Origin of the sequence: Inquilinus ginsengisoli (assembly GCF_031453975.1) — a bacterium.
Taxonomy (GTDB): domain Bacteria; phylum Pseudomonadota; class Alphaproteobacteria; order DSM-16000; family Inquilinaceae; genus Inquilinus; species Inquilinus ginsengisoli_A.
Window position 1 is genome coordinate 119,510 of record NZ_JAVDPW010000002.1, and the last position, 15,510, is coordinate 135,019.

18 protein-coding genes are annotated in these 15,510 nt (G+C 68.5%); 3 read left to right on the plus strand and 15 right to left on the minus strand.

The window, feature by feature from the left end:
• Positions 1–70 precede the first annotated feature (70 nt).
• A complete protein-coding gene (locus E9232_RS04375; RefSeq protein WP_309792369.1) occupies positions 71–622 on the plus strand; it encodes a winged helix-turn-helix transcriptional regulator in 552 nt (183 codons plus the stop codon).
• Positions 623–640: 18 nt separating this feature from the next.
• Here the strand turns inward: E9232_RS04375 and E9232_RS04380 are convergent, their stop codons facing one another.
• The 4 genes from E9232_RS04380 to E9232_RS04395 all read right to left on the minus strand — a co-directional run bounded on the left by E9232_RS04380 (position 641) and on the right by E9232_RS04395 (position 2,772).
• Complete coding sequence (locus tag E9232_RS04380) at positions 641–1,057, minus strand: GFA family protein (RefSeq protein ID WP_309792371.1); 417 nt, start codon at positions 1,055–1,057, stop codon at positions 641–643.
• Positions 1,054–1,575: an SRPBCC family protein gene (locus E9232_RS04385; RefSeq protein ID WP_309792372.1), complete on the minus strand. Its 522-nt coding sequence runs from the start codon at positions 1,573–1,575 to the stop codon at positions 1,054–1,056. The genes E9232_RS04380 and E9232_RS04385 overlap by 4 nt, the downstream gene beginning before the upstream one ends.
• Before the next feature lie 41 nt (positions 1,576–1,616).
• On the minus strand, positions 1,617–2,402 hold the full coding sequence (locus tag E9232_RS04390; RefSeq protein ID WP_309792373.1) for a DUF899 domain-containing protein: 786 nt from the start codon (positions 2,400–2,402) through the stop codon (positions 1,617–1,619).
• Between the two features lie 97 nt (positions 2,403–2,499).
• Positions 2,500–2,772 (minus strand): hypothetical protein, encoded by a 273-nt coding sequence (locus E9232_RS04395; RefSeq protein WP_309792375.1) that lies wholly within the window; start codon positions 2,770–2,772, stop codon positions 2,500–2,502.
• Between the two features lie 106 nt (positions 2,773–2,878).
• On the opposite strand from E9232_RS04395, the gene E9232_RS04400 reads away from it, so the two are divergent.
• Together E9232_RS04400 and E9232_RS04405 are read left to right on the plus strand one after the other, a co-directional pair.
• Positions 2,879–4,099, plus strand: a complete 1,221-nt coding sequence (locus tag E9232_RS04400; protein ID WP_309792376.1) for a helix-turn-helix domain-containing protein — start codon at positions 2,879–2,881, stop codon at positions 4,097–4,099.
• A gap of 31 nt (positions 4,100–4,130) precedes the next feature.
• A complete protein-coding gene (locus E9232_RS04405; protein WP_309792377.1) occupies positions 4,131–4,763 on the plus strand; it encodes a Vgb family protein in 633 nt (210 codons plus the stop codon).
• Between the two features lie 100 nt (positions 4,764–4,863).
• Here E9232_RS04405 and E9232_RS04410 read toward each other — a convergent pair whose 3' ends face one another.
• The 11 genes from E9232_RS04410 to E9232_RS04460 form a co-directional block, all read right to left on the minus strand.
• Positions 4,864–5,667 (minus strand): ABC transporter permease, encoded by an 804-nt coding sequence (locus E9232_RS04410; RefSeq protein WP_309792378.1) that lies wholly within the window; start codon positions 5,665–5,667, stop codon positions 4,864–4,866.
• Between the two features lie 4 nt (positions 5,668–5,671).
• On the minus strand, positions 5,672–6,430 hold the full coding sequence (locus E9232_RS04415) for an ABC transporter permease (protein WP_309792379.1): 759 nt from the start codon (positions 6,428–6,430) through the stop codon (positions 5,672–5,674).
• Between the two features lie 78 nt (positions 6,431–6,508).
• The gene (locus tag E9232_RS04420; protein WP_309792380.1) at positions 6,509–7,501 is read right to left on the minus strand and encodes an ABC transporter ATP-binding protein; all 993 of its coding nucleotides are present in this window, start codon (positions 7,499–7,501) and stop codon (positions 6,509–6,511) included.
• A 141-nt stretch (positions 7,502–7,642) separates the two neighbouring features.
• Positions 7,643–8,107 (minus strand): carboxymuconolactone decarboxylase family protein, encoded by a 465-nt coding sequence (locus E9232_RS04425; RefSeq protein ID WP_309792381.1) that lies wholly within the window; start codon positions 8,105–8,107, stop codon positions 7,643–7,645.
• Positions 8,104–8,529, minus strand: a complete 426-nt coding sequence (locus E9232_RS04430) for a hypothetical protein (protein WP_309792382.1) — start codon at positions 8,527–8,529, stop codon at positions 8,104–8,106. The genes E9232_RS04425 and E9232_RS04430 overlap by 4 nt, the downstream gene beginning before the upstream one ends.
• A gap of 31 nt (positions 8,530–8,560) precedes the next feature.
• Complete coding sequence (locus tag E9232_RS04435; protein WP_309792383.1) at positions 8,561–9,325, minus strand: SDR family oxidoreductase; 765 nt, start codon at positions 9,323–9,325, stop codon at positions 8,561–8,563.
• A 185-nt stretch (positions 9,326–9,510) separates the two neighbouring features.
• On the minus strand, positions 9,511–11,217 hold the full coding sequence (locus tag E9232_RS04440; RefSeq protein WP_309792384.1) for a PAS domain-containing sensor histidine kinase: 1,707 nt from the start codon (positions 11,215–11,217) through the stop codon (positions 9,511–9,513).
• 1 nt (position 11,218) lies between these two features.
• On the minus strand, positions 11,219–11,650 hold the full coding sequence (locus E9232_RS04445) for a response regulator transcription factor (RefSeq protein WP_309792386.1): 432 nt from the start codon (positions 11,648–11,650) through the stop codon (positions 11,219–11,221).
• Between the two features lie 59 nt (positions 11,651–11,709).
• Positions 11,710–12,357 carry a response regulator transcription factor gene (locus E9232_RS04450; RefSeq protein WP_309792387.1) on the minus strand — a complete coding sequence of 216 codons (648 nt, stop codon included), beginning with the start codon at positions 12,355–12,357 and terminating at the stop codon, positions 11,710–11,712.
• Positions 12,358–12,491: 134 nt separating this feature from the next.
• Entirely contained in the window at positions 12,492–13,994 is a 1,503-nt protein-coding gene (locus E9232_RS04455; protein WP_309792388.1) for a cyclic nucleotide-binding domain-containing protein, read from the minus strand.
• A gap of 221 nt (positions 13,995–14,215) precedes the next feature.
• Positions 14,216–15,505 carry an ABC transporter substrate-binding protein gene (locus tag E9232_RS04460; RefSeq protein ID WP_309792389.1) on the minus strand — a complete coding sequence of 430 codons (1,290 nt, stop codon included), beginning with the start codon at positions 15,503–15,505 and terminating at the stop codon, positions 14,216–14,218.
• Positions 15,506–15,510: the final 5 nt, after the last annotated feature.

A 15,510-nucleotide genomic window follows, 5' to 3' on the forward strand; every position in this document is an offset into this window, starting at 1 on the left:
GTCGGCGCTTAAGTTTCAAATTAAAACCTCCCACCTCATATCGCTTGAGGTTTTAAACTGCAACTACTATATGGTGGACAAGGTGAACCGCGATCTGCCCGGCGAAGCCGGGCGACGGCATGCTGGAGATCGAGCGCGGGGTGACGTCGCGATGGTCAAGAGAACCAGCCACAGGGAGTCGCGCTGTGGCGTTGCCAGGCCGCTGGATGCGATCGGCGACGGATGGACGCTGCTGATCGTCCGCGATGCCTTCGACGGCCTGAGCCGGTTCGGGGAGTTCCAGAAGAGCCTGGGGCTCGCGAAGAACATCCTTGCGGCCCGGCTGCGCAGCCTCGTCGCCCACGGCATCATGGACACCGTCCCGGCATCCGACGGCAGCCCCTATCAGGACTACGTGCTGACGGAGAAGGGACGCGGCCTGTTTCCCGTGCTGGTCGCGCTCCGGCAGTGGGGCGAGGACTATTTCTTCGAGCCCGACGAGGCCCATGTCGTTCTGGTCGACCGGAAGCGGGGCCTTCCCGTGCGAAAGCTGGAGCTCCGCTCCCAGGACGGCCGCGCGCTGGAACCGGAGGACACCGTCGTGCGCCCCCTCCCCGATCCGGCAGCCGACGGGCGGGGATAGAGCATTCCCGGCCGCAGGTCACATCGGCGGCATCCTGTCGAATTTCGGCAGGGCCGGATCGAGGCAGTCCCAGGCGTAGCCGCGCATGGCGTAGGTCACCACCTGCGGCTGGTATCGGCCGGGGTCGTCGAGGCTCGCGGCGTGGATGGTGAACAGGTCCGGCATGGCCGCGAAGGTCAGATAGACCGGTGACCCGCAGATGGGGCAGAACGCGCGCGTTTTGACGTTGCCGCTGTCGCCGACGATGTCCCAATGCGTCGCTTCGCCTTCGAGCTTCACATGCCCCCTGTCGGGGAAGGTCAGGTAGGACCCGTGCCCGGTGCCGCTCTTCCGCTGGCAGTCGCGGCACTGGCAGTCGTTCATGAACATCGGTTCCGCGGAAATCTCGTAGCGGATCGCGCCGCAGGCGCATCCGCCGGTGTAAGCCACGCTCATGCCGTCTCTCCCTTTATGGTCATGCCCGGCTGGCAGCAATCGTGCCGGTCGGGCCGGTCCTGTTCGCCGGCGACGTCGCCCAGCGTCTCGACGACCTTGTTCCAGCCATCGCCCAGGCTCGTGAGCGCCGTCTGGTTCCGCGGCACGAGAAAGCCGGAATGGACCAGGCGAAGGTGGGTTCCGCCCTCGATCCTGGTCAGGATGAAGGTGACGACGGTGTCCAGCCGCGAGCCGTACCCGACATTTGCCTCGTGCCCGCCCTTCCAGGCATAGGCGAGGCGCTCGTTCGGCTTCACCTCCAGCACCTGGCAATGGATGACGCCGTCCCAGGCGCCGGCCGGCGTCGTCTGGAAGGTGAAGCGGTTGCCCACCACGGGCTCGAACCCGACCGGCTCCTTGATCCAGCGGGCGATCATCCCGGCAGTCGTGAGTGCCTTCCAGACCGCCTCTGGGGGTTGCGGAATATCCTTATCCACCACGATGTCCCGGGTGTCCGACTGCAACGCGGCGTCGCTCATGGTTCGCTCTCCTTCGGGTGGGGATGGCAGGTGAGTTGGACTCAGCGCTTGCCGTACTCGTCGTGGCGGCGCCACCAGATGCCGGTCTCGTTGCGCCCCCTGGGGGCGCGGTCGAGCCAATGGAACATGCCCCACAGCCCGTCCAGCCCGCGGGCATAAGTGGAATAGCTGTGGTAGACGACGCCGTCCTCGAGCACGAAGGCGCTCAGGCCGGGCCGCTCGCGCACATAGGTGGCCACGTCGGTCCCGGTCATGCCCGCCATCTTGGCCACGGGCCCCTCGCCGCCTTTCGTCAGCGAGTCGCCGATCCCGCGCCCCACCCAGGCCGGCTCGCGCCGGTAGTTGTATTCGGCGGTGCCTTCGCGCTGCTGCTGCTCGGTGAGCGAGACGTTGAAGTCGAAGTTGAAATCCGCGCCGAGCGAGGATGCCCAGGGGAAGCTCCACCCCATCCGCCGCTGGTACGCCTGCAGCGTGGCGAGCGGCGCCCGCGACACCGCCGACAACGTGACGTCGTGGTTCGCCAGATGGACGGCGATGCCCTCGAACCCGTCCGCGATCGCCGAGCAGGACGGGCACCCCGCGGTGTAGTCGGGCCCGAACATGAAGTGGTAGATCAGGAGCTGCGAGCGCCCACGGAACAGGTCCGGCAGCGCGGCAGCCCCGTTCTCGGTCTCGAACCGATAGCCCTTGTCGACCCGGACCCAGGGCAGGTCCTGACGCCACTGCGCCAGCTCGTCGCTGCGCCGCGTCAGCTCCTTCTCCGCCTCGAGCAGATCCAGGCGGGCGGCCATCCACTCTTCGCGTGTGCCAGTCGGGTGCGTGGTCATCGTCCTTCTCCTTTGGGGCTTAGGGTCGTGAAAGAGATTGGCGCCGGGGCATCGGATGCCGGGAGTGACAAGTGTGGCGGGAGTCCGGCTGCGCGGATCAGGACCGGCGGGCCCCGCTGCGCCGCCGGGAGGCCAGCTTCAGCCACGGCGCCAGATGGAAGGCGGCCATGAGCCAGTACATCGGCACCATTCCACTCAGCGGGGATGCGTTCGGGGCGACCGAGCAGATATCTGGCATTCCGCCAAGACCAGGCGTCAGCAGCGCCATGACGGCGAAGGTCGGGGCGGCGGCAAGGGACAACCAGTCCGCGGCGCCGAGGCCGGCCGTGACCGGAGATCCCTGATGCGTCCCGGTGATGTGCGTCGCCATTTTCGCGCCTCCATCCGTTCGCGATGCTGTCCGCGGCCGTCAGCCGCGGGATAGACTTGGCCCCGGATGGCGGAACGGGGGGAGTGACAAGTGTGGCGGGATTCCAGTGGACTCGCTGATCACGGCCGCGGCCCGCGCGCTCGCGGCGGGTGATCCTCTCGGCGCCCTGAAGCGGGTCGCCCTGCGCGACGACGCCCCGGCGCTGGCGTTGCGGGGCATCGCCATGGCGCAGCTCGGCGATCTGGTTCGGGCCAAGGCTCTCATGCGGCGGGCGGCGCGCGCCTTCGGCCCGAGAGAGTCGGTGGCCCGCGCGCGCTGCGTCGTCGCCGAGGCCGAAATCGCCCTCGCTTCGCGCGACCTGGGCTGGCCGGCGAAGACGCTCGACGCCGCGCGGGCGACGCTCGAGGCGCATGGCGACCGGGTCAATGCCGCGCATGCCCGGTATCTCGCGGTCCGCCGCCTGCTCCTGATCGGCCGCCTCGACGAGGCCGAGCGCACCCTCGCCGATCTCGACCCCGCGCCCCTGCCGCCCGCGCTGGAGGCCGCCCATGAGCTGGTGGTCGCGGGGATCGCGATGCGGCGCTTGCAGACCCAGGCCGCGCGCGCGGCGCTCGTCCGGGCCGGGAGTGCCGCGCGCGCCGCCGGCATTCCCGCGCTGACGGCGGAGGTCGAAAGCGCATCCCTGGTCCTGAATACGCCCGCGGCACGCCTGCTGGCGCGTGGCGAGGAACGCCCGCTCCTGCTCGAGGAGGTCGAGGCGCTGCTGGCGTCGGAGGCGCTCGTGGTGGATGCGTGCCGCCATGCCGTGCGGGACGCCGGCACCGTGGTCTCGCTCGCGACGCGCCCGGTGCTGTTCGCGCTGGCCCGCGCGCTGGGCGAGGCCTGGCCCGGGGACGTGCCGAGAGGCACGCTCCTCGCGCGGGCCTTCGGCGCAAAGCACGCCGATGAATCGCATCGCGCGCGGCTGCGGGTCGAGATCGGCCGGCTTCGCACGATGCTGCGGCCGCTGGCCGGCGTGAGCGCGACCCAGCGCGGGTTCGCGCTGGTGCCGCGCCGCGCCGCCGAGGTCGTGGTGTTGGCGCGGCCCGTCGAGGAGCAGCATGCCGCGGTGCTGGCCTTCCTCGCCGACGGTGAATCCTGGTCGAGCTCGGCCCTGGCGCTGGCGCTCGGCGCCAGCCAGCGCACCGTGCAGCGGGGCCTCGACGCGCTGGCGGCGGCCGGCAAGGTGCAATCGTTCGGGCGCGGGCGGGCGCTTCGCTGGATGACCCCGCCCGTGCCGGGATTCACGACCACCTTGTTACTCCCGGCGCCGCTGCCGGGGGATTAGGGTGGTGGCATCGAGTGATGAGGACGGACCCATGAAACGATCAGCAGCCGAAATCGTCCGCGAATACGGCCCCTTCCCGGGCGTCGACCAGGTGGCCGGGGTCACCTATGACGGCCAGCACGTCTGGTTTGCCGCCGGGGACACGTTGAAGTCCCTCGATCCCGCGACCGGGGAGACGGTGCGCTCGATCGAGGTCGCCGCGCATGCCGGCACCGCCTTCGACGGCCGGCACCTGTTCCAGATCGCCGAGGAGCACATCCAGAAGATCGATCCGAAGACCGGCCGCGTGCTCGCCACCATCCCGGCGCCCGGCGGCGGCGGCGACTCCGGGCTGGCCTGGGCCGAAGGGACGCTTTGGGTGGGGCAGTACCGGGACCGCAAGATCCACCAGATCGACCCCGAGACCGGGGCGGTTCTCCGCACCATCGAATCCAACCGCTTCGTCACCGGGGTCAGCTGGGTCGACGGCGAGCTCTGGCACGGCACCTGGGAGGGCGACGAGAGCGACGTGAGGCGGATCGACCCCCAGACCGGGGAGGCCCTGGAGATTCTCGAAATGCCGCCGGGAACCGCCGTGTCGGGGCTGGAATCCGACGGCGGCGACCAGTTCTTCTGTGGCGGCGGCCCCACCGGCAAGCTCAGGGCCGTCCGCCGGCCCCGGTGAGGCGACCGGCAGTGGCTCCGGCCCCCGTCGACTCCACGAGCACTGTGTCCACGCAGCCTGCGGATGGGGTTCGTCGGTTGATCACCTCGTACCGGGTGAGTCAGCTGCCGGTCGACATGTACTTCGACACTCCGATCCGCCATGCCAGAAACGAGAGGGCCAGGAGGCCGAATCCCGCCGCCGGCGCCATCGGCAGAAACCAATCGGGGGCGCCCAGGGGATCGGATCGCCCCAGGATGGCGAGCACCGGATAATACGCCACGCAGGCCAGCGGCACGATGAAGGTCAGGAAGGTGCGGAACCAGCGGGCATAGAGGCCGAGTGGGAACTGGCCCGCATAGACGCCGCCGTAGGTGAGGGCGTTGACGGCTTCCAGGCTTTCGATGGTCCAGAAGGCCATGGCGGCCTGAAAGATGAAGAGGGCGACGAAGAAGGCCGTGCCGCCGGCGATCGTCCAGAGGGCCAGGACGACGGTCTCCGGGGTCCACATGAACTGCAGGGATTCGGTGGCTGCCACCAGGATGACGGCCGCCTGCACGAACCGCCCGAACCGGCTGATACGGAAGTCATGGCCCACCAGCTGCAGCGCCGCCGACCGGGGCCTGAGCAGCAGGCGGTCGAAATCGCCCGTGCGCACGAAATCGGTGCCGAAGACGTCGAATCCGCGGGTCACGAAATCGGCGATGGAAAAGCTGATGCCGATCAGGGCGTAGAAGAACATCACCTCCCCGAAGCTCCAGCCCTTCACGGCCCCGAACCGGTCGAACAAGGCCCAGATCGAGACGATCTCGATGGCCGTCGAAGCCAGCTGCCCGAAGGTCAGCATCATCGCCGATGCCGGGTATTGCATCTGGCTGCGGATCGAGGCCGTGAAATACCGGACGAGCAGGGTGATGCCGTTCACCGCCCTACCCTCCCTGGACTTCGAGGCGGCGCACGACACGGCGCAGCCACAGCCGGCCGGCGACGATCAGGGCGAAGGTCCAGAACGCCTGCAGCCCGATTCCCGCCCAGGCCATGAAGCCCGCCAGCGCGCCGGAATAGATCCGATTGGGGATGTCGAGGACGCCGGCCAGGGGCTGGATGAAGAGCGCCGCGCGGATCGCGTCGGGATAGAGCGGCAAGGGCAGCAGGGAGCCGGAGAAGACGATGACCACCGGCATGGCCAGGGAGTTGACACCCCGGGCATTGAGCGTCGCCACCACGACGATGTTGATCAGCATGACGACAGCGCAGGAGAGCGCCGCCGCCAAAGACAGCGAGAGGATGAAAAGCAGGGCGGCGGAAGCATTCGGCGGCGGCTTCCAGGCCCATTCCGCCTGGCCGAGCAGGGGCAGGGCGACCCCGGCCGCGAGAGCCATCAGACCCAGTCTGGGAGCGACGCGGGCCGTCATCCAGCCGGCCGTGCGGGCATACCAGAGGGCATAGGCATCCACCGGTCGCAGCCGATCGTAGCCGATCGCGCCTGTGCGCACCGCCGCGGCGATATCGGGATCTGCGGCCCAGGGCAGCAGGGCCAGGAGGCCTTGGGCCAGCCAAGTGTATGTGACGGCCTGGGAGAGGTCGAAGGATGTGCCGGCGGCGGCCTCCGGCGCGCCAAGGTAGAAAGCGGCCAGCACCATGACGCGCACCGCGCCGAACCAGCATTGGGTGGCGAAGCCGGCCACGGCCGCGGCCCGATACTGCATCATCAGCAGGAATCGCGAGGAAAAGGCCGCGATGTAGGGACGGAGGGCCTCCATGGGTCAGGCCTCGCCGGCGCCGTGCAGGTCGTAGAACCGGGCGATTACCTCCTCGATGGCCGGCTGCTCGACATGGATGTCGTCGACCGCGTGCCCTGCCGTGATGGCCGCGATGAGCGCCGGGGCGTTGGTCATGCGGGGATCGAAGGCAAGCTCCATGGACCGTCCGCTGCGACCCCGGATCTCGACGCCGGGCAAGGCGAGATCAGGCGCATCCTGGGCGAAATCCACGAACAGCCGGCGCTCGGTGAGCACGGTGGCGCGCAGGGCTTCGAAGGGGCTGTCCGCTAGGACCCGGCCATGGCCGATGACGATGACCCGCTCCGCCAGGGCCTCGATGTCATGCATGTCGTGGGTGGTGAGCAGGACGGTGACGCCGCGCTCGCGGTTCAGTGTCTTGATGAATTCCCGCACCGCCAGTTTCGAAGGCGCATCGAGGCCTATGGTCGGCTCGTCGAGAAAGAGGATCGACGGCTCGTGCAGCAGGGCCGCGGCAAGTTCCGCCCGCATGCGCTGGCCGAGCGAGAGCTGTCGCACCGGCTGGTCGAGAAGACGCTCCAGCCGGAGCATCCCGACCAGCTCGTCGCGGGTCGTCCGGTAGCGTCGCGGATCCACCCGATAGATGTCGCGCAGCAGGTCGAAGCCGTCGATGACCGGCAGGTCCCACCACAGCTGCGTCCTCTGGCCGAACACGACGCCGATGCGGGCAACGTGGCTGATGCGGTCGAGATGGGGAACCAGACCGTCGATCTCGACCCGGCCGGAATCGGGCCGCAGGATCCCCGAGAGAATCTTGATGGTGGTCGATTTACCCGCGCCGTTGGGGCCGATGAAGCCCAGGAGTTCCCCTCGCTCCAAGGCGAAGCTGACGTCCTTCAGCGCCTCCACCGTGCGCCAGCGTCGGCGGACGAGTCCGCGCACGGCGCCCAGCACGCCGGGATCGCGTTCGGCCACGCGATAGGTCTTCGCCAGGCCCTGAACCAGGATCTGGGCCATGGCGGCCCCCGGAATGTCAAAGAAGGGGCCGACAGTATTGGCCCGCTTCAGCGAGGTCAACGGCGGGTCGATTATCGGGATGGAACGTCTTGCTTGGGGTGACGGGACTGCGCCGCCGGGGCGGCGCAGTCTCCGGATCGATCAGGCGGCGTCCTTGGCCGGCACGTCGACCTTGGGGATGGCGCGGAGGCCGACCTGCACCCGGTTCCACAGGTTGATCGTTCCGATCAGCAGGGTGAGGTTGCCGATCTCGGTGTCGCCGAAGCGGCCCTTCAGCACCGCATAGTCGGCATCGGGGGCGCCCGTCTCGGCGACCTTGGTCAGGCTCTCGGTCCAGGCCAGCGCGGCGCGCTCGCGGTCGGTGAACACAGGGGATTCCCGCCAGGCATCGAGCAGGTGGATCCGCATCGGGCTCTCGCCATGCTTCACCGCGTCGGTGGCGTGCATGTGGATGCAGAAGGCGCAGCCGTTGATCTGCGACGCGCGCAGCTTCACCAGTTGGATCAGGCTGTGCTCGAGGCCGCTGTTCTCCACAGCGGTGCCGACGGCCATCATCGCCTTGGTCCCTTCGGGGGCGACCTGGAAGATGTTCAGGCGCGGGGTCATGAGTATCTCTCTCTGAGGGAATGGGTCGAGCGGGCGTCCGAAATCGCCCAGAGGGTCAGGAGCACCCCGATCGCGGCCGGGAGCGTCACCGCCGGAAAGTCGCGGATCAGCACCGACGGCCCGCAGATGCCAACGGCGACCTCCCAGTAGTGGAACAGGGCGTGGCCGCCCAGCCACAGGGTGGGCGCGGCCCAGAAGATGATCCGGTGCCGCGGCTGCGCGGCGCCGAACAGGTAGGACGTGCCGACGAACAGGAAGATCAGTCCGATATCGCGGATGAAGTGCTGGTTGAACGGGCCGGTCGTGGTGACGCCGGGCACGGCGAAGTACCAGCTGTCCGGCGACAACAGCATAAACACGCCGTTCGCCTCGGCCAGAAGCCCCATGAGCACGGCCACGCCGACGCAGATCTGCTTCAGCATCGCTGAGTCCTTTCTTGATGGACGTCGCCGGTCACTTCTTCTTCGGCGGCGGCGGGACGTTGGCCAGCCACCAGTCGATGGTGGTGGAGCCGAGGCGGGCATCCGGGCCGGGCATCAGCGACCGGTCGTCCACCTTGATGCCGTAATACGGCGCCTGCGGGTCCGTGATCACCTGGCGCGGATCCTTGTCGTAGGCGAGGACCTTGGCGATCATGTCGTCGAGATGGACCGGGACGGGTCCGCCGACCTCCCGCATGCCGTTCGCCGGTGCGGCCAGCGCCGCCTCGGCCATCGCGGCCGCGACGTCCTGCGCCGCCATCGGCTGGAACAGGGTGTGCGGCAGGCGCACGGCGCCGTCCACCATGGAGATGTCCGCGATGGTGCGGATGAACTCGAAGAACTGGCAGGCGCGGAGCAAGGTGTAGGGGATCGGCGAGGCCTTGATCAGGCGCTCCTGCGCCAGCTTGGCGCGGAAATAGCCGCTTTCCAGCAGCCGCTCGGTGCCGACGACCGACAGGGCGACATGGTGCCGGACCCCGGCCTTCACCTCCGCCGCGGTGATGTTGCGGCCGGCGGTCTGGAAGAACTCCATCGCCGCCTGCTCCTCGAAGGACGGGGAGTTGGCGAGGTCGACGACGACGTCGGCCCCCGTCAGCGCCTCGGCCAGCCCCTGGCCGGTGACGGTGTCGACGCCCGTGCTCGGGGCGGCGGCCAGGGCGTGGTGGCCCTTCTGGCTCAGCATGGCCACGACCTTGGACCCGATCAGGCCGGTCCCGCCGATGACGACGATTTTCATGGGTTCACCTCTCACGGTCTGGCCATCGGCGGCCGCCCCGGTCGAGGGTCCCTCCCCTTCATCCCGCGGCCGGCGCCTGGCAACGAGCGGAAGGATCGCGGATCGCCCCCTCCCCGACCATTGTGCCGACCGCCAATCCCGCACATCAAAGGATGGACGAACCTCGACCTTGGCACAGGTCGGGCCTACAGCGGCCGCGTCTCCCAGCCCTGCGCCGCGATGGGCTCCGCCGGAAGCCACAGCCGGAAGCACGCGCCGCCCTCGGGACGGTTCGAGGCGACGATGCCGCCGCCATGCGCCGTCATGATCGACTGGCAGATGGCGAGGCCCAGCCCCATTCCTTCGTCCTTGGTGGTGAAGAAGCCCTCGAAGATGCGGTCGAGGTCTTCAGCCGGGATGCCGGGCCCGTTGTCCCGGATCACGAAGACGACCTCGCCGGCTTCGCTGAGCCCGGTGCTCAGTTCGACCAGCCCGCCCTTCGCGCCGGCCTGGCCGATGGCCTGGGCGCTGTTGACCAGCAGGTTGACGATCACCTGCTGCAGCTGGACCCGGTCTCCGATCACGCGGGGCAGGCCGAGCCCGAGCCTTGCCGACAATCGGATCGAGCGGGTTTCGATGTCATGGCGAAGGAACAGCAGCGCCTCGTCGACCACCTCGTTCAGCTCCAGGGGCCGGCGCTCCGGCGCATGTTTCGCCGTCATCGCCCGGATGCGCTGGACGATCTCGGTCGCATGGCGGGCACTCGCCGCGATCCGGGTCGTTAGTTGCACGACCTTCGCCAGGTTCGGCTCGTCGCGCGCGAGCCACCGCAGGCTGGTCTCCGCATTGGTGAAAATCGCGGCGAGCGGCTGGTTCACCTCATGCGCGATCGAGGTGGCGAGCTCGCCGAGGGTCGAGATGCGGGCGGCCCGCGTGAAATCGGCCTGAAGCTGGCGAAGCTGCGCCTCGGTGCGAAGCCGGTCGGTGAGGTCGTCCAGGCTGATGACCGTCACATCCAGCTGTTCCGGCGGCGTCGGAAAGGTCACCGCCAGTTGAACGTCGAGCAGCCGGCCATCGAGCGTGCACAGCTTCATCACCTCGGCATGGCTGCGGCGCCCGTCGAATTGCGCGACCATGACCCTCCGGGTGGTCTCGGGGGACGCCTGGAGCAGGCATTTCACCGGGCCGACAAGATCCGTCGCGCTCGTCGCGCCGAACAACAGCGCCGCGGCCCGGTTGATCTCCGTGATGCGCACGCTCTGCTCCGCGAAGGCGAGCAGCTCCGGATGGGCATCGAGATAGGAATCGAGGTCGTTGACGCCCTCTGCCTTCAGCCGCGCGAACACCCGGCCCATCGCCCTCGCGTCGACCCGGAGGAGAGGGTTGGGTATGTGGTGGATGAGCTTGCGGTAGCGTTCCTCGCTCGCACGCAGCGACCAGTAGGAACGGCGGTCGTTCACCGCGCCCCTCACGGCCACGAACACCGTGTCGGCGCCCGTCTCATGCGAGCGCCACACCGTCAGCACGGGATCCTGCAGCAGCAACGAGCCGATGTCGCGTGTCCGGATCACGCGAGGGGACCGGTCGGTCGCGACATCAGCGATCAGTTCGGCAAGATCATCCTGGCTGTCCGGCGGCCAGAAATCCGCGATGGGCCGGCCGATCATCTCCTCGCGGCCCGCAGGAGCCCCCACCAGATGCGCGGCGCGCTCGTTGAGGCCCACGACGCGGGAGCGCCCCAGCACCTCCCCAACCCAATCCGCCTGGGGCTCGCGGCCTGACGGACCGGCGCCGACGAACATCCGGGCGTCTGCCGTGTCGAGCTCCCAATAGGGCGACCCGCGATACAGCGCATCGAACTCCGGGACGAACCCGGCGTGAAGCTCGCTGGTCGAAGAACGCATCTCGGACATATCAGCCTCCGGGTAAGTCTTCTTCGTCGAGCTGTTCGTCGCGTCCGTCGTCGTGGCCCAGCACCGACCTGAGGTGGTCGAGAAGCGCGCTGTCGTCCACCGGTTTGGCCAGGTAGGCGCAGGCGCCGCCGTCCAGCGCCCGCGCCCGCGTTGCCGGATCGGGCGCGGAGGTGATGATGACCACGGGCAGGGTCGAACCGAGGGCGCGCAGCCGGCGATGCAGATCGATCCCGTCCATCCCCGGCATCCGCACGTCGGTGATGAGGCAGTCGAACCGTCCGGGTGCGTGGTGCGCGAGGAAGGCCGCCGCACCGTCGAAGGCGCTGCAGGAAAACCCCATCACCTGGAGAAGCTCCGACAACGCGTCGCGCATGGCTTCGTCATCGTCGACGATCGCGATCACGGGCACCTTGGACAAGCGGATGGCCTTCATTGATGCGGCTGTGCCCCCATGTCGCGCCATCCGCGGCCCACCCGTAACTATCCCGTGGTTTAGGTCGGCTCCTCCTCGCGAAGGTCCGGCGGAAGGGCCTCCCACGCGCGAATGAGCTCACCGACGGATGTGGCGTTCATCTTCCTCATCGTATTGCTGCGATGAAGCTTGACGGTGACCTCGCTGATGCCGAGGTCAAACGCGACCTGCTTGTTGAAGCGCCCCAGCGCCACGGCGCACATCACCTGCCGCTCACGCCGGGTCAGGGTCTTGTAGCGGTCGCCATGCAGCCGGGCGACCCGGGCCTTGGCACGCTGGGCGACATCGCGCTCGATGCCGATCGTGACGGCGTCCAGCAAGGTCTGGTCGCGCACCGGCTTGGTCAGGAAATCGATGGCGCCGGCCTTCATCGCCTGGACCGTCATCGGGATATCGCCGTGGCCGGTCAGGAAGACGATCGGCTTGTCCTTGCCGTTGGATGCGAGATGCTGCTGCAGATCGAGCCCGCTCGTCCCGGGCAGGCGCACGTCGAGGACCAGGCATCCCGAACGGTCCGGCAGCGTCGCGTCCAGCAGCTCGCGCGCCGATGCGAACCCGGCGGCATCGAGCCCGACCGAAAGCATGAGCTCCTGCAGTGCGAAGCGCACGGCTTCGTCGTCATCGACGATCAGCACCAGGGGGCGCTCGGTTGCGACGACCGTGTTCATGGCCAATCCCGGTTCGGTGAGGCGATTGCGGTCAGGTGAACCATAATTCGGACCCTAACAGTCCTTAATAGGGATCGCAACGATAATTGAGGATATTATTTATCCTTAATCAAACGACGGTTCGGCCATCCCTGTCAGCCCACCGGCCGTCTCCGGAACACGGTCTGGATGGCCCCCAGGAAGAAGTGCGGGCTGCGGTCATGCTTCGGCCCGTGGGCCGCCTTCGCCTGGGCTTTCAGCGCCCGCGCGGAGAGGCTCAGGGCCAGATCCTCGGCCAGGGCCGGGCGGTTGTGGATCAGGGGCTCGAATGCGCCCTGATCGACCTCGTAGACCACGACGCGCGTCATGGCCTCCAGCGTGCAGACCTCTCCCATGCCCGCCAGCAGCCCGGTCTCGCCGAAGAAGTCGCCGGGAGCCAGCCGGCCGGCCTCTTCCCCGCCGCGATGCATGACGACGACGCCGGCGCGGAGGATCATCAGCGCGGACAGCGTGCCGCCCTCGCGGACGATGACATCGCCCCTGCGATACTCCCGCGTGGAGGTCGCGTCGGCGAGGGCCTGCTTCTCCTCGGGCGTCAGGGCCGCGAAGATCGGCATCGCCTCGATCAGGGCCATGGGGGACACATGGGGCGGACGCGCCGTCTCCTCGGTGGGCAGGTCCGTGGCGGCAATCAAGGCGTCCGGCGGCAGCGCCAGCAGCAGCCCCGCCGCCTTGCAATGGCGGTAGACGAGATCGAAGACCTCGTTCCGAGCCTGCGTCCGCTTCGCCGGGCTGGCGACCCGGAACTGCAGCTCCATCTCCAGCGCCGCCGCATCCAGGCCCCTCAAGGCGACCGACGGCGGCGGGTCCTTGACGGTGGCATCGGCGCTGAGGAGGGCGAGATGCATCACCTCCATGATGGATGCCGGCATCCGCGTCGGGGCGAGACGCACGGTCAGCGACACCAGATGCGACTCGTCGGGCCGGCTGACATTGGTCACACCCAGCCGGGCCAGAAGGCTGTTCGGCAGCACGACCATGTTGCTCGAGCCGCTCAAGAGATGGGTCGCGCGCCAGGTGCTCTCGACCACCCTCCCCTCGGTCCCGTCGGTGAGAACGATCCAATCGCCGATCGCGAAAGCCCGGCCAAGCGTCATGGCGACGCCCGAAAACACGTCGCTGAGCGTGTTCTGAAGGGCAAGGCCGAGAATGATGGCGATGACGCCCGACGTCGCGACCAGAGTGCCGATCGGAATGCCGAAGACAAAGGCGAGGACCGACAGGGCCACGCCGAGATAGACGGTTCCAACGACAAGATCCTGGAGCAGGCGCGCCTCGTGAGGGCGGCTCTCGAGGACGAGGTAGATGCGCACGAATCCGATGAGGGCCCAGGCCAGATGCGTCCACCACAGGAGCCGCGCGGAGACGACGAGCAAGGCACCGTCATACTCGGTGGGGCGCCCCTCGGAGATCGATGGAGACAGGTTGCTGCGGACGAGAATCGCGGTCATCACCGCGAAAAACGCGATCTGCACCACGAGCCGGGTGTTCGATCGCTGTCCCGGGATCAGGTGCCACACGATGATCCCGGCGACGCCGACCAGGTTCAGGTGCGCGAGCGGGGACTCCAAGAGCATCGAGGTGGGAAGCCGATCCATTCTGCCGCATGTCCTGTTCCGGCCGGGCAGCGACGGGAAGCGGACCTCACGTCGGTCGACCGACACCCACGTCATTCGTGAGCCTTGCAGACAAGCCTATCGTGCGAGTGCGGCTTTGGGGATCGGCCCGAGGGAGAGATCGACCAATACCGCGGCACAGGTCGACCGAGCCGATGCTGCGGGGTCTGGCGCTCTGCTCGAGCCGTCGGCGCCGGGCTCGATCAGGCCGGCATCAGTGGCGTGACTCTCTCCACGATCGCCGCAACCGCCTCCTGCGGTGTCTTGCGGCCGAGCACCGCAAGCTGGACCTCCTCGAGGAACGTCGCCTGCGCCCGCACCGCCTCGGGGAAGGCCGGAAAGGCCGGGCGCGCCTTGGCCAGCGCGGCGGATTCGATCCTGGCCAGCGGCTGCGCCGCCGCGAAATCGGCGTCGGCATAGGTCGAGACGCGGACCGGGCCGTTGCCGTTGCGCGCCGCACCCAGCGTGACCGCCTTGCTGGAGACGGCCTTGATGAAGCTCCAGGACAGGTCCTTGTCGGCCGAATTGGCCGGGATCACCATGGCCCAGGATTCCACCACCGCGGCCATGGTGCTGCCGGCGGGAAGTGTCGCCGAGCCGGGAAACTCAACCGCCTTGATCTTGCCCGGGACCGAGGACTGCTCGGGGTTGTTCAGCTGCGCGAACCGGGCGAAGGGCAGCACGCCGAACGCGGCCCGGCCCTGCTGCAGCCAGGTCACCATGTCGTCGTTGCGGGTGTTGGCGTAGCTGCGGGGCAGCGCGCGGGCCTGGAACAGGTCGGCCAGCACGCTCAGGCCCTTTTCCATCGCCTCCCGGTTCGGGACCACCCTGAAGTCCGCACCGATGAAGTCGCCGCCGAAAGCCCGGGCGAACATCACCGGAAAGACGGCGAGGTCGCTGGCCAGGATCATCCCGGTCACCGGCGTCCCGGCGGCGGAGGTGAAGGTCAGTTTCTTCGCCTGCTCGACCAGTTCCTCGACCGTCGTGGGCGGCGCGGCGATGCCGGCCTCCTCCAGCAGGGCCTCGTTGTAGAACAGCGCCTGGGTGGCGTGGCGCACCGGAATGCCGACGGTCTTGCCGCCGACAGTCATGGCGCGGCGCAGGCCCGGGGCGATGTCGTCGATATCCTCGATCGGGTCGGACGCCTGGTAGCCGTCGAGGGGTTCGAACAGCCCGGCGATCTGCGGCGTCATGCGGTTGTCGACGACGAAGCCGACATTGAAGGTGGTCCGGCCGAGGCTCGCCTCCCGGAACAGCCGGTCCTGCAGCGGATTGCTGTCCAACGTGGTCCAGGTGATCTCCGCCCCCGCGGCCTTGCACCACGGGGCGATCACGTCGCCCGCGCTGCCCTTGGTCAGCACATTCTGGTGCACCAGGTGCGACAGCGCGTTCAGCGTCCTGGTCTGTCCCAGGGCGGCGCGGCCCAGCGCCATCGTCGCGGCGCCGGCCATCGTGCTGGCGAGTAGTCCCCGCCTTGTCAGATTGATTGTCACGCTTG